The organism is Neobacillus sp. DZ-9 (assembly GCF_059587065.1).
On record NZ_JCAIOL010000002.1, the window covers coordinates 349,820 to 370,100 of the forward strand.

Here is a 20,281-nt window from a genome sequence, read left to right on the forward strand (position 1 = left end):
TACTTCATGTACTAAATTGAAATATTGCAAAGGTAACGATTTCTCTGATAAGATTGAAGTTATGGACAAAAATTTTCATTGTCAAAAGAGAGGAAGACAAGATGGGTAACAATTTTAAACAAGATGTATTGTCACGCCGGACATTTGCGATTATCTCCCACCCTGATGCCGGAAAAACAACACTAACGGAAAAGTTATTATTATTTGGTGGAGCGATTCGCGATGCCGGAACTGTAAAGGCAAAGAAAACAGGAAAATTTGCAACAAGTGACTGGATGGAAATTGAAAAGCAGCGGGGAATTTCTGTCACTTCCAGTGTGATGCAATTTGATTATAACGGATTCCGCGTTAATATTTTGGATACACCAGGGCACCAAGATTTCAGTGAAGATACTTATAGAACCTTAATGGCTGTTGATAGTGCGGTAATGATTGTCGACTCAGCTAAAGGGATTGAGGAACAAACACTGAAGCTTTTTAAAGTGTGCCGGATGCGTGGAATTCCGATTTTTACTTTTATGAATAAATTAGACCGCCAAGGGAAAGCACCGCTTGAATTACTGGCTGAACTTGAAGAGGTTCTCGGAATAGAGTCCTATCCAATGAACTGGCCTATTGGAATGGGGAAAGAATTCCTTGGTATTTATGACCGTTTTAATAATCGTGTTGAGCAATTTCGAGTTAGTGAAGAAGAACGATTTATCTCCTTGAATAAAGAGGGAGAAATTGAAGGTGACCATGCAATAAAGAGCTCAGGTCTTTATGATCAAACATTGGATGAGATTATGCTCTTGAATGAAGCTGGGAATGACTTTTCGGCGGAAAAAGTAGCAGCAGGTACGTTGACACCTGTTTTTTTTGGAAGTGCGTTAACGAATTTTGGAGTTCAGACCTTCCTAGAGTCCTACCTGAAGTTTGCTCCACCACCGAAGGCACGGAACTCATCTGTTGGTGAAATTGATCCATTGGGAGAACAGTTTTCAGGCTTTGTTTTTAAAATTCAAGCCAATATGAATCCTGCCCATCGTGATCGTATTGCATTTATTCGCGTTTGTTCAGGAAAATTTGAGCGAGGGATGACTGTTAATATCCCAAGATTAGGTAAACAATTAAAGCTTTCCCAATCCACTTCGTTTATGGCTGAAGAACGAAATACGGTGGACGAGGCTGTCAGCGGCGATATTATCGGTTTGTACGACACTGGTACTTATCAAATTGGTGATACCCTTACCACCGGTAAAGATGATTTCCAATATGAAAGATTACCTCAGTTTACTCCTGAATTATATGTGAAGGTTTCTGCGAAGAACGTCATGAAGCAAAAATCCTTCTATAAAGGAATTCAGCAGCTCGTTCAAGAGGGGGCCATTCAGCTGTTTAAATCCGTAAGGATGGAAGAGTATTTATTAGGGGCAGTTGGCCAGCTTCAGTTTGAAGTATTTGAGCATCGGATGAGAAATGAATATAATGCTGAGGTTTTAATGGAGCGTATCGGTTCTAAGATTGCTCGGTGGGTGGAAAATAATGAAGTAGATGAAAATCTTTCAAGTTCACGAAGCCTGCTGGTAAAGGATCGTTATGATCATTATGTATTTTTATTCGAAAACGAATTTGCCCTTAGATGGTTCCAAGAAAAAAATCCAAATGTAAAGCTTTATAATCCAATGGATCAACATGAATAAACACAAGGCGGGAAATATCCCGCCGTTTTTTTTTGCTCAGTTAACGTCCTTGGTGATAATTTAACACTGTTGATTGAAGCTCAAATCAACAATTAAGTCTAATGGGATAATGTTGTGAAAATTCAGACCAATTACCTGTAGACGGAGCTTTTTGGAAGAAATTACAATGAAAACAATTATCGATAATTTATCTAGGGGGAGATAAATTGGAAAAAGGGTATTTTTTCACTGGTTTTCCAGGCTTCATTTGTAATCAACTAATTCGGGAAGTATGGAAGAAAAATAATTTACAAGGGCAGGTTTTTGCACTCGTGCTGCCGAGTATGATCAATAAAGCAGAAAAGGAACGAAAAACCATTCTATCAGAACTTGGGCTTCCCGATACCTCTTTTAAAATAATTGAGGGAGACATTACAAATCCTGGATTGTTGATGAATCCTGAAGAACTGGTTAATTTAAAGGAAAAGATAACCCATGTATTTCATTTAGCTGCTATTTATGACCTGGCGGTTCCGCGAGATATTGCTTATAAAGTAAACGTATACGGAACAGCCAATGTTAATGAATGGCTAAAATGGCTGCCCAATATAGAAAGATATACCTATTTTAGTACTGCTTATGTCGTTGGAGTACGAGAGGGTACTCTTTATGAATCAGAATTAATCAGGCCTATACGTTTTAAAAATCATTATGAAGAAACGAAATTTGAAGCTGAGGTTTTGGTAGAGGGAATAAAAAAGGATGTACCAGTGACAATTATCCGCCCGGGTATTGTCAAAGGTCATTCTCATACTGGTGAGACAATAAAATTTGATGGGCCTTATTTTTTCATGAACTTTCTAGAGCGGTTAAAGTTTTTACCTTTTATACCCCGATTAGGAAAGGGAGAAGCGTTTGTCAATCTTGTACCTGTCGACTATATCATTCAAGCAACGGCGTATCTCAGCTTCTTCGAAAAGGCAGCGGGAAAAACGTATCATTTAACGGATCCCAGGCCGTGTCGTGCATCAGAGCTATATGAAATTATTATGCAAGAACTTCTGAATAAACAGCCAAAAGGAGTGATTCCTTTAACCCTTGGTAAATGGTTTCTTTCCATAAAATCAATAAGGAAATATCTTGGTGTAGAAAAAGAAGCTTTAGATTATTTTACTTGGATGGGCAATTTTGATAACACACAAGCACAAAATGATTTAAAGGATTCCGGCATCAAATGTCCCGACTTTAGGGAAGGAATTAAACCGATGGCAAGCTTCTATTTAAGGCAAAAGGATAACGCAAGCTATCATATAAAAATCTTATAAAAAGGGTGAAGGTTCATGGATGCGGTTCATGAAAAACTAAAAGTTATTGCCCCTGCAACAGGAGAGCAAATTGGAGAGATTGAAGAAACTCCTGCTAGTCAAGTAAGCTTTTTTTATCATAAAGGACGTCTTGCTTTTCAAGCATGGAGTAAGCTTCAAATAGAGGAACGCCTAAACTATTTAAAAAAACTAAAAGAAATAATGGTCGAAGAGATGGAAGAAGTGGCAAAAATTATTGCTGCTGATACAGGGAAGGTTGTAACTGAGGCGCTTATAGCAGATATCATGCCAACCTTGGATAGCATTGATCATATTTGCAAGCATGCAGAAAAAATCTTAAATCAGAAGAAAATCAAAACTCCAATATTGTTAATTGGTAAAAGGTCCTATATCGAATATATGCCACGAGGGATCGTACTCGTAATTTCACCATGGAATTACCCTTTACAGCTTGCGATGGTACCGATGATTAGCGCCATAGCATCAGGAAATTCAGTGATTTTAAAACCATCAGAAGTAACTCCGTTGGTTGGGAAATGTATTGAAGATTTGTTCCGTAAAGCCGGATTTCCAAACGGAGTCGTCCAAGTAGCCCACGGGGGAAAAGAAGTTGGAGCAGCCTTTACAAATGGAAGGCCGGATTACATCTTTTTTACCGGTTCTGTTAAAACGGGAAAAATCATTCAAGAAGTAGCAGCGAAAGAACTGATACCAACGACACTGGAGCTTGGCGGCAAGGATCCAATGATTGTTTTTAAGGACGCCCATTTGGAGAGGGCGGCAAAAGGGGCTGCATGGGCAGCATTTACCAATAGCGGTCAAGTTTGTATGAGTGCAGAACGATTATATGTAGAAAAAGCAGTGTATTCGAAATTCATTTCTTTATTGAAAAAGGAAATATCAGAACTTCGGCAGGGAACGGATGTAAATGCAGATGTTGGCTCGATGACGTTTCCGGCACAAGTTCAAATTGTAAAGGAACAGCTGGAGGATGCCCTAAACAATGGTGCTGTCCTGGAAACTGGAGTCCCTCCGGAGAAATGGCAAAATGGAATGTTTTTGCCGTTAACGATGGTAACAAACGTCAATCATCAGATGAAAATTATTCAAGACGAGTCGTTTGGACCTATTCTCCCTATCATTCCTTTTGAAACAGAGGAAGAGGCAATTAGGCTTTCAAACGATACAGTTTACGGATTAAATGCAAGCGTTTGGACGAGTGATATTTCAAAAGCACGCAGAGTAGCTTCGAACCTTATTTCAGGGGCGGTTGTTATCAATGATGTCATCATTACAGTTGCCAATCATGGTCTTCCATTTGGCGGTACAAAGCAAAGCGGCATAGGCAGATATCATGGAGATGCTGGTTTGAAAATCTTCTGCCATGAAAAATCAATCGTTGAGGATCGTGGGCGAAAGAAGACTGAAATTCATTGGTACCCCTATGAAGATAAGTACCCAATGTTTCTTACTCTTTTTAAGAGTTATTTTAAAGCAAAAAGGAATTGGCTGCAATTTGTCAAAAGTTATTTGAGCATCTTAAAGAAAAGTTAAACTTGGGAAATTTCAGTGGTCCATCGTTATTTTGGCATTAGACTGGATAAGCTAAATTAAAGAGTTTGGAATTCAAAATAATGCCTAGAAGAAGCGAGATTGTACAATGAAAAAGATGAGTAAATTGGAATCGGTATTATGGAATATTGCTTTCCCTGGATTTAGTCAACTGTTAATGGGACAGTATATCAAAGGATTATTGCTTGTTGTATTAGAATTTGTAATGAATGTGAATAGCCATTTTAATCAGGCGATTATGTACAGCTTCTTAGGGGAAATAGATAAAGCAGAAGCGGTCACCAATTATCAATGGCTCATGTTTTACCCATGTGTTTATATGTTTTCCCTTTGGGATGGTTATCGTTCCGCAATGCCTAAGGATGAGAAATACTCCTATTTACCATTTGTATTTGGTGCTTATTTTGTTACAGTGGGATTGATGCTTTCCCCAAAAATTTCTATATTTCAAGTGCACCCTGGACCCGTTTTTTTACCCATGTTGTTTTTAATCCCAGGGCTGATAACTGGCTTCTTAATAAAATTTTTGTTATCTGTAAAATTTCATAACGAATAAAAAACATCAAATCGTGTATTGGTTTGATGCTTTTTTATTGGGAAAAAAAACTTTTTGATAACCCCCACAAACACCATCATATGAAACGTAACTATTTAATGAAAAACGCGATCGCAATTTTTATAAACAATAAACTGGAAAAGATAGCCATCGTTGGGGTCTATCTTTTTTGGAAAATGCTTAACCAACATAAAGTCCAAAGTAACATTCGTATGTTATAATTGGTCGAATAGAGGTGAGCAAATGCTAAGTTTATTGTTTATGACCAAAAAGAAAAAAAGAACGTTAGAAGAAACGGTCACCTTAATTCAACAGGGTGATAAATCTTTAATTAATGAAATTATTGATGCCTATAAACCTTTTATTGCCAAAACAGTATCTTCCGTATGCAGACGATATATATATGAATCCGATGATGAATTTAGCATTGGTCTTATCGCATTTAATGAAGCGATTGAAAAATATTCACCCGACCGTGGAAGCTCGCTTTTAAGCTTTTCAGAAGTAATAATCAAAAGAAGAGTCATTGATTATATTCGTAAACAAACTAAAAACCAACATATTAGTATTGACTTAACCAATGCTTCAAATGAAGAAGAGTCACCTGGTACCGTGATTGTGAATGAGCTTTCCCTTGATGATTTTCATAAAAAAAATGATGATCAGCTCAGGAAAGATGAAATTATACAATTTCAAACCTTATTAACGACTTTTGATTTAAATTTCAGCGATTTGGTTGAAAATTCTCCAAAGCATGCCGATGCGAGGAAAAACGCCATTTATGCTGCGAAAATGCTGATTGAGAATCAGGAAATGAAGGATTTGTTATTTGAAAAACGGCGTCTTCCTATTAAGCAACTAGAAAAAATGGTGAATGTAAGCAGAAAAACGATTGAGCGGAATCGAAAATACATTATTGCGATTGCGCTGATTTTATCGAGTGATTATGTTTATTTAAAAGATTATTTAAAGGGGGTGCTTGAGGAATGAAAAAGGGAATTGTAATGAAAATTGATAACAGCTTTCTGACACTTTTAACCCCTGAAGGCGAATTTTTGCGTGCCCGAAAGCAAGATCAAGCATATTCAATCGGGGAAGAAATACATTTTTTTCCCATTGAAAGTAGTAGAACTAATAAATCATTTCGTGGAGCAAAAAATATTTTAAGACAAAAATCTGTATGGGCTGCGGCAATGGCGGTCATTATTATCCTTTGCGGAGCAATTATTCCAATGTTCCAAAATGATAAAGCATATGCTTATATGTCTATAGATGTAAATCCAAGCATTGAGCTTGGTATCAATAATAAATCGCAGGTTATTGAAATGACTGGATATAATCCTGAAGGAAAAAAGGTTATTTCGCAGCTGGATGATTGGAAAAATAGGAACCTTTCAGACGTAACTAAAGCAATTCTAGCTGAAATGAAGGATGAAGGATATCTGGATAATAATAAAGAAATTATCCTCTCTACTGTCCGAACCAAACAAATGGAAAAGGATGTTGAGGGAAAATTTCAAAAAAATATCAAGGAAATCAAATCAGCAATTAAAGAGAAGCATTTAAAGCTTACCGAGTTTAGCGGATCAGAAGCAACGCGAGAAAAGGCAAATAAACAAGGAAAATCAATGGGGGATTTATTGTCCAATACGGTTAAAGAAAAAGAGAAAACAAATGTAATAAATAAAGAAAATAAAAAACCTGACCTTCCAACACAGTCAGTAAAAACAGAAAAAACAGAAAAAACAGAAAAAGTAGAAAAAACCGAGCCGCCTGGTCAAATGAAAAAACAGACCGAAAACACCACTATTAATAACACGAGTTCAGAAAATAAAAATAATCATGTTGGCGGAAACTCAGTTCCTCCTGGTCAATTAAAAAAGATGGAGGAGGAAACAATAAAACAGAATTACGGTCAGACCAAAAAACAATCGGTTGAAAAGGAAAACCCATCTCAAAAAAATAAAATCAAAAATAATGAAAAGAAAAATGAAAAAGCCAAAGTAAACCTTAATGTAAATTTAGATGATAAAAAGGTAAATCTTGAAGTGAATTTGAATGGTTTAATTGATAATTAAAAGTCCGGGTCAAACCCGGACTTTTTTCCATGTTATTAAATTATTGGTTTGTAAAATTACCTGATAATTGGGCTTGAGCTTGCTGAACAAGTCTTTTGGTAATTTCGCCGCCAACAGAACCATTGGCTCTTGAAACTGTATCTGAACCTAAATTAACTCCAAATTCCTGGGCAATTTCATATTTTACCTGATCTAAGTACTGCTCAATTCCAGGCACTAATAATTTATTGCTGCTATTAGCCATCTCATTCAACTCCTTTTTTTCTCCAGAGATTTTTTATCTCTGTAGCAATATTATTCTATTGCTTCTTTGTTTTCATGAGTGGTAATGTTTTTCGGATTTGGAATACTTGTTTATTTTAATCATTTATTGCTTCTAATAAGAGGTCAACAATATGGACTCCTCTCATCTTACTTGAGAGTCCTTCACGTTCGATTCCAACATTCATTTGTAACAAACAACCAGGATTTGCAGTGACAATTGTTGAGGCCAAAGTATTTTTTGCTTGAATCATTTTATAATCCAGCATCTTCATTGACATTTCCGATTCAATTATATTATATATTCCTGCAGACCCACAGCAGCGGTCCGCATCTTTCATTTCCACATATTCAACCCCTTTTATGGACTTTAACAGTGTTCTTGGGGCAGAAGCGGTTTTCATGACATTTCGCAGGTGGCATGAATCCTGATAGGTAATAATTTGCTTAGGAAGTTCTAATTTTACCTTTTGATGAAAACCAACCGACACTAAAATTTCCGATATGTCTTGAATCTTTTCGACGAATATTTTTGCGCGGGCCCTCCATACCGGATCGTCCTTTAATAAATGATCATAGTCAATTAAAAACGCACCGCATCCGCCTGCATTTGTAATAATAAAGTCAACATTCAATTCTTCAAATGCTTGAATATTTCTTTTAGCCAAATCCTTTGCTGATTGTTTTTCACCGCTATGTCCATGAAGGGCACCACAGCAGGATTGATTTAGCGGGATGACAATTTCGCATCCCGCTATTTGTAATAATTTACATGTAGCATCATTAGTTTTCATAAACATAGTATCCATTAAACAGCCGCTGAAGAACGCCACACGATGCTTTTGTATTCCAATCGCTGGGAGGTAGTCTGGCCGGTTTTTCATTTCTTTCATCGTCGGCACTTTAGGCAGCACCTTCTCCATTGTTAATAAACTTTCCGGCAATAGTCCTAAAAAGCCAATTTTTCTGGCAATCGTTTGAATACCGGAGCGTTGATAAAATCCAATTAATCCGGTTAAATTTTTCATTCGATTTGGATGAGGGAACAAGCCTTCAAATACCGTTTTTCGTACTACTCTAGCTGGCATGGAAAATTTTTTGTTTTGATTGATGATATCCCTTGCATCCTCTAAAAGGTGTCCATATTTAACACCTGAAGGACAAACTGGTTCGCATGCTCTACAGCCTAGGCAGAGGTCGAGTGAGCGTTCGAAATCCTCGTCTGGTTCAATTAGCCCATCCACAACAGCCTTCATTAAGGCAATTCTTCCCCGCGGTGAATGAGATTCTTTATAACCTGATTCAATATAGGTCGGGCAAGAAGGTAAACAAAACCCACACCGCATACAATTAAGTAACTCATCATTATTCATCTGTTCCTTAAATTTTTCTTGAAGGATTTCTCTTTCTTTCACAGTTGTCATTTCCCAACCACCACGCGCTTCCTGCTGTCTTTTGCAAAAACCTTGCCAGGGTTCATAATATTATTAGGATCCAATGCTTGTTTGATTGCCTTCATGACGGCAATTCCTTCCTTACCAAGTTTTAACTCAAGGTATGGAGCCTTCATAACTCCAACACCATGTTCCCCTGTAATGGTGCCGCCAAATTCGATAGCCTTTTTAAATATTTCAGAAAAGGCCATTTCCACACGTTCCATTTCTTCATGATTACGGGAATCCGTTGGACAGGTTGGATGGAGATTTCCATCACCAGCATGACCAAACGTACAAATATCGAGTTGATATTTTTTGGCAATTTTATTTATGGCATTTACCATTTTCGCTATTTCGGATCGTGGAACGGTTGCATCCTCAAGAATAGTTGTTGGTTTTAATCGAGCTAAAGCTGAGAGGGCAGTGCGTCGAGCCGTTCGTAACGCTTCTGCTTCTACTTCAGTTGCCGCTACTTGAACAGAGACTGCTTTTTCCTGTTTACAAATCTCGGACATCTTTTCTAAATCTCGGTTTACTACTTCAGGAGGGCCATCTTGTTCAATTAAAAGAACTGCTTGCACGTCTGTAGGCAGGCCGATTTGCGCGAATGCTTCGACAACCTTTAAGGTTGGCTGATCCAGAAACTCAAGCGTTGTTGGGATAATTTTATTGGCGATAATTTTCGATACAGATTTTGCTGCTGCTTCAAGATCTTGATATAAGGCCAGCATGGTTTTTTTAGTTTCAGGTATTGGTATAAGCTTTAAAGTTGCTTCTGTAACAATGCCAAGAGTTCCTTCAGAGCCGACCATGAGACGAGTAAGGTCATAACCTGCTACATCCTTAGCCAGTTTTCCGCCTGTGCGAATAATATCACCGTTAGGAACAACAACTTCGAGTCCAATAACATAATCCCGGGTGACTCCATATTTAAGTCCACGCAGCCCGCCTGAGTTCTCGTTTATGTTTCCGCCAATGGTAGAAATCTTCATGGAACCAGGGTCAGGTGGGAAAAAAAGACCTTTAGCTTCAACTGCATTTGTCATTTCAAGGGTAATGACTCCAGGTTGAACCGTTACAGTTAAATTATCTTCATCAATATCTAAAATTTTGTTCATATGCTTAAAAAGAATAACGATCCCACCCTCTGTTGGGCACGTACCTCCGCAAAGATTAGTACCTGATCCTCGCGGGACAATCGGGATTTTATATTCATTACAAATTTTTACGATTTCAGATACCTCTTGAGTATTTCTTGGGCTGACAACCGCATCGGGCAGGGATTGAAAGTTTGGTGTTGAATCATAGGAGTAGGAAAGTCTTTCAACCTTACTATCATCAAAGTTTTCACTGGTTACAACAGAGACTATTTTTTCTTTTACGATACTCGAAAGCATAAAGTTCCTCCTTTTTTTGTGACCACGCTTACAAAGTTAACTAATATAAGTATAAAAAAAACAGGCATTCGCCTGCTATGGATAAATATCTAAAAAAATATTAATTTATTCGTTAATTTTTGTTTGTTCATCTAAAAGGAGGGTTGCGAGATACATGGTTAATAAATCATGGATATTATTCGAATTTAATCCGGTTAACTCATCCACTTTTTTCAAACGGTAATGGAGGGTATTGATGTGAATATGTAAATTTTTTGCTGTATTTTTTAATGAATGATTTTGTTTAAATAATTCCTTGATGGTACCTATAAGTTCATTTTCCTGAATCAAAGGACCAAGTGTTCGCTTTATAAAATCAGCTTTTGTTTTTTGACTGATTTCTTCTAAGAGCATTTCAAGGGTTAAATCCTCATCAAATGCAATATTGCCGGGGGATTTAACGATTTTTAAACATCTTTCAGCCTGAGAGTAGGAGACTTTGATTTCTTTAGGGTCCGCTGGTTGGCCGACACCTGCATTTGCATGAATGTTAAAATTATCCGATAAAAAAAGAAAAAATTGTTTTAAGCGTTTTTCCGTCCTGTCTCGAGTAGCACCCTTTGTGCAATTGATTAAAAGAATGATTCGTTCATTTCCTGAGCGGGTGACAACTTCCTTATCATTTTTCTGAAATCTTTTAAAAATCGAGGACCATGCTTCCCGGGTGATTGGGGAGGTATGTCCAGAAAATTCAATTATCACAGCAGCTCGTTTTATTTCCATATCGATGTTAAGCAGTCTCGCGCGATTCAAAAAAGCATCATTCCAATCTTTGGCTTGGACCCAATCCATGACAAAAGATTCAAGAGCACGGGAATGCCAATCAAATTGCTCAGCATAATAATTTTCACTGATTAAAAGCTCGGTCATTTTTCGGATGATTTCCCCGAAAGGCGTTACTTTTGTGGGGTCTCCGGTAATACCAATTACACCAATTACGTTATTTTGGAAAAAAATCGGGAAGTTAATACCTGCTTTTACGCCGATAAGTTTGGTTTGATCTTCTATTGTAATAATCAGCTTTCTCTTTTCTTGAGAAGCAATAAGTGCCCCTTCATGAAAGGTTCCTACTCGTTCAAGGTCTGTACTTGCAATGATATACCCCTCATTATTCACGACGATAATATCCTCGCCAATTAACTTTCTCACTTCTTTTACAATTTTCTCAGCGAGTTCAGGTATTAACATGATTTGTCCCCCTCAAAAAGCTATCCTTTTTATTATATCATGCAAATAAAAAACTCTGGGAGCATAGTCCCAGAGTGTCTTACATTCAGTCGCTTCCATGGCTGACGTCTTTGGAAGGATGCATAAATGGATAGCCTTTAGGCTTTCTTTTGCTTTCGAGTAGCTCACGGTTCTCAGCGGTGTTCCAGCCAATATCATTGGTGGGATGAACCCACTGGTCCCCTGACATAATGGCAGGATCGGTTTCTTGTGACCAGTTTTCCAATGGCGAGTTTTCAGATGCATAAAGGCTGTCTCCGATGACTACGCCATGTTCATTGGTAAAGGGAGCCTCCATCTTAATACCAGTACCTTCAAAACTGGGTGCGTTAATTTGGTGGGGCATGGTTTCGTTAATGGTTACTTTTTCTTTATATTCTTTTGTCATTTTTTCACCACTCCATTTTTATTTTATTTTCTTTCAAGCGAGTAATTTTATGAATGAAAAATAAGGAAATGAATGATTGAGTTATAAATGAAAAAACTAAAACTGTAAGATTAATTATTAGGAGGAGTTACACCATGGCGAAGCGAAAAGCAGAATTTGATGCTGTAGAAAAATATACGAAAACCCCGCACAAAAATGTCCAGGAAAGTGAATTCTCAGCGGAATTCACTGATAATAACAATGCTATTCGATTTCAAAACCGGAATTCAAAACTAGGAAAAAAAGGAAGAAGTTAAAATGGCAGGCCGTCGTAAAATCCCACCGCGTATTCCGACAGAAGATTTCAGTATGGAAATTGGCGATGTTAATGGGGTTAAGCTATATGAAATAAAAAAGATATTTAAGCAAAAAGGGGCAAGGAAAGAAAAATAAGCCGGGAATTCCCGGCTTATTTTCATTTATCTATAGGAAAAATAAGTGTCCGATTATTGGTTGGATCGAAATAGGCCAATAGATAGGAAGGTATGTTCTTTATCTCACCCGTTGCTAAATAACTTGATAAATCAAAAGAAAGCTCTTCAAACATTGTATGCTTATATAATTCCTTTTCATTAAGTTCCAGCTTAATAAAAGCTTCTCCTAATAAAGAGGGATTTTCAGCGATTTGTTTATACACCTGTGTCCGCTCATTTTTATTAAAGATAGCCTCCCACCACGGCTTTCTCGGCTTGTACTTATGATGCTTTAGGTAATCATACTTCATCAGACCAGCTGCCACATCTAGATTTTCTATCGATTTGTGCTCCAAAAAGGAATGAAGGCGGCGGAATAAATCTTCAAGCTGATGTCCAATTCTTGACCAGCCTTGCTCGTCCCAATAGGACCCAAATTCTTGAAAGAAATCAAATGGTGAAGGGAAAACCTTCGTGACCAAATATTCAACCGTGTGATCCATTCGGTGGTCATTCCAATACTTCTCGAGGACATCTTCTACTTGTTTAATCCTTACGATATCGTCAAAGGAAAGAACATTATTGCTTAGGATTTCATACGGCGAATGATCCATATATACATATTGATGCTCAGCAGCACGAAGACGGAGCCCGGTTCCACGCAGCATTTTTAAAAAACCTAATTGCAATTCTTCCGGTCTCATTTCAAAAACATCGTTGAAGGTTTTGCGGAAAGAGGCATAGTCTTCTTCCGGAAGCCCAGCGATTAAATCAAGATGCTGATCAATTTTGCCGCCTTCTTTAACCATGGTGACTGTTCTGGTTAGCTTTGCAAAATTCTGCTTCCGCATAACAAGTTCGTTCGTATAGTCATTGGTTGACTGGACGCCGATTTCAAAACGGAACAAGCCTTCAGGTGCCTCTTGATTTAAAAATTCAATAACCTCAGGGCGCATAATATCTGCTGTAATTTCAAACTGGAATACCGTCCCTGGGAGATGTTCATCAATGAGGAATCGGAACATTTCCATGGCATAGCTTCTGCTGATATTAAAGGTACGGTCAACAAATTTAATCGTCTTTGCACCATTTGTCATTAAAAAACGGATATCATCTTTTATTTTTTCGCGGTCAAAATAGCGTACGCCAACCTCAATAGAAGACAAGCAGAATTGGCAGCTAAAAGGACAACCGCGGCTTGTCTCAATATAAGAAACCCGCTTTCCCAAATGGGGAATATCCTCTAGGAATCGGTATGGTGAGGGCAGTTCCTTCAAATCAAGCTTATTTCGTTGTGGTGTGCACTTCACTTGACCATTTTCACGATAGGCTACGCCATGGACATTCAATAAATTTTGAGTCGTCTCTAATTCTGTTAGCAACTGTTTAAAGGTTTGTTCACCTTCACCAATCACAATAAAATCAATCTCTGGATAGTTTTCCATCCAATGAATCGTATCGTAAGTAACTTCAGGCCCCCCTAAGACGATTGTAATAGAAGGATCTATTTTTTTAATCATATTGACAACTTTAAGCGTTTCTTCAATATTCCAAATGTAACAGCTGAAACCAATTACAGACGGTTTTTGTTGATAAAGGTCTGAGACAATGTTCATAATTGGGTCTTTTATTGTGTATTCTTTAATTTGTATGTCATACTCAGGCGAAGCATAGGCTTTCAAATAGCGGATTGCTAGGTTTGTATGAATATACTTGGCATTCAAGGTAGAGCAAATAACCTTCATAAAAATACTCCTTTTGCTAAAATAAAACAATATTTTATTATAGTCTATTTTAAACAAAAATGATAGAAGCAAACCATGGAAAAAGACCAACGCTTGTTAAGCGTGGGTCTTAAGCATGGATTTCAATTACGGAATCATAAACGTCAGTACATGACTCTGTAAGAAGGTCATGATTCCTACTATTATGACCAGGATGAAGCTGTGCTTAACGGTAAAGCGGAATAAATCTGATTCCTTTCCGGCAAGTCCTACAGCGGCACAAGCAACTGCAATGGATTGAGGGGAAATCATTTTTCCGGTTACTCCTCCAGAGGAGTTGGCTGCAATGGCTAATACAGGGTCCATACCAATGGAGGTTGCTGTAATCTTTTGCAGGTTACCAAATAACAAGTTTGCGGATGTATCAGAACCAGTAATAAATACTCCCAGCCACCCAAGGAAAGGCGAGAAGAATGGAAAAAGGAGGGAGCCTGTTTTGGCAAGCGACATACCAAGAGTTGTGCTCATTCCAGATGCATTAGTTACATATGCGAACCCGACGACAGAACCAATTGTGAGAACTGGATATTTCAACTCATTTAGTGTTTCGCCAAAAGTAATCGCCCAGTTTTTCCAAGAGATGCCGACAATGAATTTGGTTATGATACATGCAATTAATATGGCAGTTCCAGCTGCCCCAAGTACTTCAAGCTTATAAACGGCAGGAATAGGAGCACCTGCACTATTTAGAATTTTATTGTTTAAGAGCGGCACTTCCGGCATAAATGTCAACGCGTGGCCAATGGAATTAATCGCTTTTAAAATAGCATTTGTTCCTTCATAATGGCCCGTTAATGCAAGCTTAATGGTTGGAATTCCCCATACAGAGATAATTCCAGTTAATACAAGGAATGGAGACCAAGCTTTGAAAATTTGTCCTCCGGAGTAGTGTTCCTGATTGCTGTGAAGCTTTTTGGCTGTAGAAGTTGCAGCCAATTCCTGCTCTGCTGCGAATCGATAAATATTTTTCGGTTTCCAAAATTTTAAGAAAATCGCTAAAGCGAATAAAGAGACAAGAGCTGATAAAATATCCGGAAGTTCTGGTCCAATAAAGTTAGAAGTTAAATATTGGGTAAGAGCAAAGGTAACACCTGAGACTAAAATTGCAGGTAAAACCTCCATCGATTTTTTGAAGCCTGTCATGATGAAAACGAGATAAAATGGAATAAAAACAGATAAGAATGGTAATTGCCGTCCGACCATTTTCGAAATTTCGATTGCTGGAACCCCAGTTGGACCCTCTACAGCAATAATCGGAATTCCAATTGCGCCGAAAGCAACCGGTGCAGTATTTGCAATCAGGCAGAGACCGGCAGCATATAAAGGATTAAAGCCCAACCCAACTAGTAAAGCAGCGGAAATGGCGACTGGAGCACCGAATCCCGCTGCACCTTCAAGAAATGCACCAAATGAAAACGCAACTAATAACGCCTGTAAACGGCGGTCTTCGGTAATTGATAATACTGAATTTCGGATAATATCAAACTGACCTGTTTTTACAGTGAGTTTATATAAAAGTACTGAAGTTATGATGATCCAGCCGATTGGCAGAATCCCATAAACAGCTCCTTGAGTTGCTGACATAAATGCCATTCCCGCTGGCATTTTATAAGCAATGATTGCAACCAATAAAGCAATAGCTAGTGTTGATAATCCGGCGATATGGCCTTTCATTCGTTTTATAGCTAAAGCCCAGAAGAAGTAAAGGATTGGAATGAGTGCAACGATTGCGGAAAGTGCGAGATTATCTCCCACTGCGGTAAAATTTTGCGTAAATGTCATTAGCTTAATCCCCCCGAATTAGCTTTAAATAATTTTTTTGCTAAAAAGTGCTCCTCTCTTAATATTTGCTGGCAAACGCTTTCAAATGATGATTTGGTCATCAGATGACTCGATGTTTGTATCTGTAAAGAATTATAAGGGACAATTTTAATAAAATTCAATAGAAAATTTTTAAAATTTTTTATCAATTGAAAATAATTAATCCGAAAATGAATTAAAACTCCGCCTGTTAAGAATTAGTTTGGGTGCACTTTGTTTGAAAAAAATGTATGATAATATTTAATTACTTGTTGATTGCTTGTTAGGGGTTGTCTTAGATGAAATATAAAAAAATTAAACCAAAAAAAATATATGAAGAAGTTGCTGAAACCATATATGAAATGATACGAACAGGCCAGTTAAAGCCTGGTGATAAGCTGGATTCTGTCCAACAGCTCGCGGAAAACTTCCAAGTTGGACGTTCTGCTATTCGCGAGGCGTTGACATCCTTAAGGGCAATGGGCCTAATTGAAATGAAGCAGGGGGAAGGAACATATATAAAAGAGTTTGAAACAGACCAAATTACCTTCCCATTATCAACCGCCATTTTAATGAATAAGGATGATATCACCCATCTATTAGAGGTGCGGAAGATCATTGAAGTAGGTACAGCTGGGGCAGCCGCGAAAAAGAGAACGGATCACCACCTAAAGAATATGGTGAGCGCATTGAAAGATATGAGTGAGGCTCAAGGGAATGAGGAACTTGGTGAGAAAGCAGATTTGCAGTTCCATTTATCTATCGCAGAAGCATCACAAAACCCTCTTTTACTCAGCTTAATGAACCATGTCTCCGATTTAATGGGTGAAACAATGAAAGAGACGAGAAGGGTTTGGTTATATTCTAAGCAGACAACATTAGAACGGTTATACGAGGAGCACGTGGCTATTTATGAGGCCATAAGGGATGGAAACGAGGAAAGAGCTAGACAATCCATGTTGAAGCACCTTGAAAACGTTGAGGAAATTCTTCAAAAGTATCTCCAACATAATAATTTAGCACAATAAGTTTAAAAACGATTCTAATCATTAGAATCGTTTTTTTATAAAAATTTATTGAAAGCCCTTTTTATATTTGGCAACTTTATAGTAATATGATTAATATAAAATTTGAACATTCTTATTTTTTTGTATCAGTCATCAGATGACCGGTTAACCAGTTGTGCAGTAGCAGTTAATATATTAGATAATAAAAAGGGGAGAAACACATGAAGGTTACTCTTTTTGCAACTTGTTTAGTTGACTTATTTCAAAGCAATGTAGGTAAAGCGACAGTAGAATTACTTGAAAGGCTGGGGTGTGAAATTGATTTTCCGGAATCACAGGTATGCTGTGGGCAGCCATCATATAATAGCGGTTATGTTAAAGAATCAAAGGAAGCGATAAAACGTATGATTGAAACCTTTATGGATGCAGAATACGTCGTGTCTCCTTCCGGATCCTGCGCGTTCATGTTCCATGAATATCAGCATATTTTCAATGGGGACCCTGTATGGGGACCAAAAGCAAAAAAACTGGCTGAAAAGACATTTGAATTAACACAATTTATTGTTGATGTTTTAAAAATAGAAGATGTCGGTGCTAAATTTGATGCGAGTGTAACTTACCATACTTCTTGTCATATGACGAGATTATTAGGTGTAAAAGAGGCACCTATGATTCTTTTAAAAAATGTAAAAGGGCTAAAGTTTACAGAATTGCCAGGCAAGGAACAATGCTGCGGATTTGGAGGAACCTTTTCAGTTAAAATGGCTCAAATATCCGAGCAAATGGTCGATGAAAAGGTGCACCATGTAGAAGAAACCGATGCTGAGTATTTAATCGGTGCAGATGCAGGCTGTCTTATGAATATTGGCGGTCGAATTGAAAGAAAAGGAAAGCCAATTAAAGTGCTGCATATAGCTGAGGTATTAAATAGCCTCTAAATCAATCGCTGAGAGAATGTGAATTCAATCTAAGGGTGGAGGGATATTCAAATGGCAATGAAGATTGGCACCGATCAATTTAAGGATCGTGTTGAGCAAGGAATACATAATTCCTTTATGCGTGGTGCTGTGGCAGGAGCACAGGATGGAATGGGTGTAAAAAGACGGGTAGCAACTGAGGAATTGGGAAACTGGGAAGATTGGCGTTCACATGGTGAAGAAATCCGACAGCATGTTCTAAAGCACTTAGATTATTATTTAGAACAATTAAGCGAGAATGTCGCAAAACGAGGCGGCCATGTTTTTTTTGCTCAGACAAAAGAAGAGGCGAATGGATATATTCGCAGCATTGTTCAAAAGAAAAACGCTAAAAAAATCGTAAAATCTAAATCGATGGTCACCGAAGAAATTAGCTTAAATGCAGTACTCGAGCAAGAGGGATGTGAGGTTATTGAAACGGACCTTGGAGAATACATTCTTCAAGTCGATGATCATGACCCGCCATCACATATCGTGGTTCCTGCGCTGCATAAAAATAAAGAACAAATTCGCGATGTCTTCAAAGAAAAATTAGGTTATACAAAAACATCGAAGCCAGAAGATTTGGCCGCACATGCTCGGGAAATGCTTCGTAAGGAATACTTGTCAGCCGATATCGGAATAACGGGCTGTAACTTCGCTGTTGCTGAAACAGGCTCCTTTAGCTTAGTTACGAATGAGGGAAACGCTGATTTAGTAACGGCATTACCGAAAACACAGATTACTGTCATGGGAATGGAAAGAATTGTTCCTACCTTTGAAGAGATGGAGGTTCTTGTCAGCCTCTTAACAAGAAGCGCGGTAGGCCAAAAATTGACGAGTTACATTACGGTTTTAACAGGTCCAAGAGAGGAATTAGACGTTGATGGACCGGAGGAATTTCACCTTGTCATCGTCGATAACGGCCGGTCCAATATACTAGGTGGAGAATTCCAGGCAGTCTTGCAATGCATCCGCTGTGCTGCGTGTATAAATGTCTGCCCTGTTTATCGTCATGTAGGGGGCCATTCATACGGTTCCATTTATTCCGGTCCAATTGGAGCCGTTTTATCACCATTGCTTGGGGGCTATGAAGAATATAAAGAATTACCTTATGCCTCCACACTTTGTGGAGCTTGTACAGAGGTTTGTCCTGTAAAAATTCCGTTACACAATCTCCTTCATAAACACAGGGAGATCATTGTTGAAAAAGAAGGGAAAGCACCCATTTCTGAAAAGCTGGCGATGAAAGCGTTCGGTTTAGGAGCGGCCTCTCCGACATTGTATAAGCTCGGCACTAAAATGGCACCGGCAGCCATGAACCCGTTTACCGTAGGAGATAAAATCTCAAAAGGTCCCGGTCCCCTCAAGGCATGGACGGATATTCGAGAATTTCCGGCTCCAAATAAAGAAAGATTTAGAGATTGGTTTAAAAATCGCGATAAAGGTGGTAACTAAACATGTCAGGCATGATACAAAATCGGGAGAAATTTTTAAATCAAATTGCCAGCCGCCTTGACCGTCCGCGAATTACCGGTGTTGTAGAAAAGCCCAAATGGGCATTCCAGCCGCAGCTTGAGGTTTTAAAGGATGCATCACAGGATGAATTGTTAGAAGTCTTGACAGAGCAGTGTAAGAAAATTCATACGAAGCTATATACAACTGACCTAAAGGGATTAGCCGCAACTCTTGATGAAGTTGTAACCTCGTATGGCGGGGGTCCGATTGTGACTTGGAAAGACGTACGTTTTTCTAAGTGGGGGCTAGATCAACTTATGAATGAAGACTGGCCTAAACAGAGCATCGATGTATACAAATGGGATTATACAAAAGGGGAAGAAAACATCGCAAAAGCGGAACAGGCAAATGTTGGTATTACGATCAGTGAGATTACATTAGCAGAATCTGGAACGGTTGTTTTGTTTAGTGATGAGAATAAAGGAAGAACGATCAGCTTTTTACCGGCGACCTATATTGCCTTAATTCCGAAAAGCGGTTTAGTTCCCCGTATCACACAAGCGGCAAAAAAGATGCGTGAAATTCATCAGAAGACTGGACATGTAGCATCATGCATCAATTTTATTACTGGACCAAGTAATTCAGCAGATATTGAGTTAAATCTTGTTGTTGGAGTCCATGGTCCAATTAAAGCATCCTATATTGTCATTAATGATTTATAATTTTTAGAAAAGGTCTGCCTTTACATACTAAAGGCAGACCTTATTTTTTTTGAATAATCACTGTTATAATACAAACGTTTATCTGTTATATAAAAAGGTAAACCCTTTCAAGTCATACGAATTAACGGTTTGGGTGAAATGAATAAAGGTGTTATAAAATTT

At 38.2% G+C, this 20,281-nt stretch carries 19 protein-coding genes; 12 read left to right on the forward strand and 7 right to left on the reverse strand.

Annotated elements, in window-relative coordinates; genetic code table 11:
* The first annotated feature begins 101 nt into the window (after positions 1-101).
* The 6 genes from AC59HZ_RS06245 to AC59HZ_RS06270 all read left to right on the forward strand — a co-directional run bounded on the left by AC59HZ_RS06245 (position 102) and on the right by AC59HZ_RS06270 (position 7,192).
* The gene (locus AC59HZ_RS06245; RefSeq protein WP_496544993.1) at positions 102-1,682 is read left to right on the forward strand and encodes a peptide chain release factor 3; all 1,581 of its coding nucleotides are present in this window, start codon (positions 102-104) and stop codon (positions 1,680-1,682) included.
* Between the two features lie 206 nt (positions 1,683-1,888).
* Positions 1,889-2,986, forward strand: a complete 1,098-nt coding sequence (locus tag AC59HZ_RS06250; protein WP_496544994.1) for an SDR family oxidoreductase — start codon at positions 1,889-1,891, stop codon at positions 2,984-2,986.
* 15 nt (positions 2,987-3,001) lie between these two features.
* Positions 3,002-4,540, forward strand: coding sequence for an aldehyde dehydrogenase family protein (locus AC59HZ_RS06255; RefSeq protein ID WP_496544995.1), 1,539 nt, complete (start codon positions 3,002-3,004; stop codon positions 4,538-4,540).
* A gap of 106 nt (positions 4,541-4,646) precedes the next feature.
* Positions 4,647-5,114 (forward strand): hypothetical protein, encoded by a 468-nt coding sequence (locus AC59HZ_RS06260; RefSeq protein WP_496544996.1) that lies wholly within the window; start codon positions 4,647-4,649, stop codon positions 5,112-5,114.
* 243 nt (positions 5,115-5,357) lie between these two features.
* Entirely contained in the window at positions 5,358-6,104 is a 747-nt protein-coding gene (sigI, locus tag AC59HZ_RS06265) for an RNA polymerase sigma factor SigI (RefSeq protein ID WP_496544997.1), read from the forward strand.
* Positions 6,101-7,192, forward strand: coding sequence for an anti-sigma factor domain-containing protein (locus tag AC59HZ_RS06270; RefSeq protein ID WP_496544998.1), 1,092 nt, complete (start codon positions 6,101-6,103; stop codon positions 7,190-7,192). Before sigI ends, AC59HZ_RS06270 begins: the two co-directional genes overlap by 4 nt.
* A 40-nt stretch (positions 7,193-7,232) precedes the next feature.
* Here AC59HZ_RS06270 and AC59HZ_RS06275 read toward each other — a convergent pair whose 3' ends face one another.
* The 5 genes from AC59HZ_RS06275 to AC59HZ_RS06295 all read right to left on the reverse strand — a co-directional run bounded on the left by AC59HZ_RS06275 (position 7,233) and on the right by AC59HZ_RS06295 (position 11,940).
* Positions 7,233-7,436 (reverse strand): alpha/beta-type small acid-soluble spore protein, encoded by a 204-nt coding sequence (locus AC59HZ_RS06275; protein ID WP_430069313.1) that lies wholly within the window; start codon positions 7,434-7,436, stop codon positions 7,233-7,235.
* Between the two features lie 115 nt (positions 7,437-7,551).
* Positions 7,552-8,877 carry a (Fe-S)-binding protein gene (locus AC59HZ_RS06280; RefSeq protein WP_496544999.1) on the reverse strand — a complete coding sequence of 442 codons (1,326 nt, stop codon included), beginning with the start codon at positions 8,875-8,877 and terminating at the stop codon, positions 7,552-7,554.
* Positions 8,874-10,286, reverse strand: a complete 1,413-nt coding sequence (glcD, locus tag AC59HZ_RS06285; protein WP_496545000.1) for a glycolate oxidase subunit GlcD — start codon at positions 10,284-10,286, stop codon at positions 8,874-8,876. Before glcD ends, AC59HZ_RS06280 begins: the two co-directional genes overlap by 4 nt.
* A gap of 105 nt (positions 10,287-10,391) precedes the next feature.
* Positions 10,392-11,513 carry a CdaR family transcriptional regulator gene (locus AC59HZ_RS06290; protein WP_496545001.1) on the reverse strand — a complete coding sequence of 374 codons (1,122 nt, stop codon included), beginning with the start codon at positions 11,511-11,513 and terminating at the stop codon, positions 10,392-10,394.
* An 85-nt stretch (positions 11,514-11,598) separates the two neighbouring features.
* Positions 11,599-11,940: a DUF3905 domain-containing protein gene (locus AC59HZ_RS06295; RefSeq protein WP_496545002.1), complete on the reverse strand. Its 342-nt coding sequence runs from the start codon at positions 11,938-11,940 to the stop codon at positions 11,599-11,601.
* A gap of 134 nt (positions 11,941-12,074) precedes the next feature.
* Here AC59HZ_RS06295 and ykzP point away from each other — a divergent pair, with 134 nt between their 5' ends.
* Both ykzP and ykzE read left to right on the forward strand, forming a co-directional pair.
* Positions 12,075-12,236 carry a protein YkzP gene (gene ykzP / locus AC59HZ_RS06300; protein ID WP_166257651.1) on the forward strand — a complete coding sequence of 54 codons (162 nt, stop codon included), beginning with the start codon at positions 12,075-12,077 and terminating at the stop codon, positions 12,234-12,236.
* A gap of 1 nt (position 12,237) precedes the next feature.
* Positions 12,238-12,372: a protein YkzE gene (gene ykzE, locus AC59HZ_RS06305; protein WP_263297902.1), complete on the forward strand. Its 135-nt coding sequence runs from the start codon at positions 12,238-12,240 to the stop codon at positions 12,370-12,372.
* Positions 12,373-12,394: 22 nt separating this feature from the next.
* Here ykzE and AC59HZ_RS06310 read toward each other — a convergent pair whose 3' ends face one another.
* Complete coding sequence (locus tag AC59HZ_RS06310; RefSeq protein ID WP_496545003.1) at positions 12,395-14,137, reverse strand: B12-binding domain-containing radical SAM protein; 1,743 nt, start codon at positions 14,135-14,137, stop codon at positions 12,395-12,397.
* A gap of 126 nt (positions 14,138-14,263) precedes the next feature.
* The gene (locus AC59HZ_RS06315; protein WP_496545004.1) at positions 14,264-15,958 is read right to left on the reverse strand and encodes an L-lactate permease; all 1,695 of its coding nucleotides are present in this window, start codon (positions 15,956-15,958) and stop codon (positions 14,264-14,266) included.
* A gap of 317 nt (positions 15,959-16,275) precedes the next feature.
* On the opposite strand from AC59HZ_RS06315, the gene AC59HZ_RS06320 reads away from it, so the two are divergent.
* The 4 genes from AC59HZ_RS06320 to AC59HZ_RS06335 all read left to right on the forward strand — a co-directional run bounded on the left by AC59HZ_RS06320 (position 16,276) and on the right by AC59HZ_RS06335 (position 20,119).
* Positions 16,276-17,004: a FadR/GntR family transcriptional regulator gene (locus AC59HZ_RS06320; protein WP_496545005.1), complete on the forward strand. Its 729-nt coding sequence runs from the start codon at positions 16,276-16,278 to the stop codon at positions 17,002-17,004.
* A gap of 200 nt (positions 17,005-17,204) precedes the next feature.
* Complete coding sequence (locus AC59HZ_RS06325; protein ID WP_496545006.1) at positions 17,205-17,921, forward strand: (Fe-S)-binding protein; 717 nt, start codon at positions 17,205-17,207, stop codon at positions 17,919-17,921.
* Between the two features lie 51 nt (positions 17,922-17,972).
* A complete protein-coding gene (locus tag AC59HZ_RS06330; RefSeq protein ID WP_496545007.1) occupies positions 17,973-19,397 on the forward strand; it encodes a LutB/LldF family L-lactate oxidation iron-sulfur protein in 1,425 nt (474 codons plus the stop codon).
* 2 nt (positions 19,398-19,399) lie between these two features.
* Positions 19,400-20,119 carry a LutC/YkgG family protein gene (locus AC59HZ_RS06335; protein WP_496545008.1) on the forward strand — a complete coding sequence of 240 codons (720 nt, stop codon included), beginning with the start codon at positions 19,400-19,402 and terminating at the stop codon, positions 20,117-20,119.
* Positions 20,120-20,281: the final 162 nt, after the last annotated feature.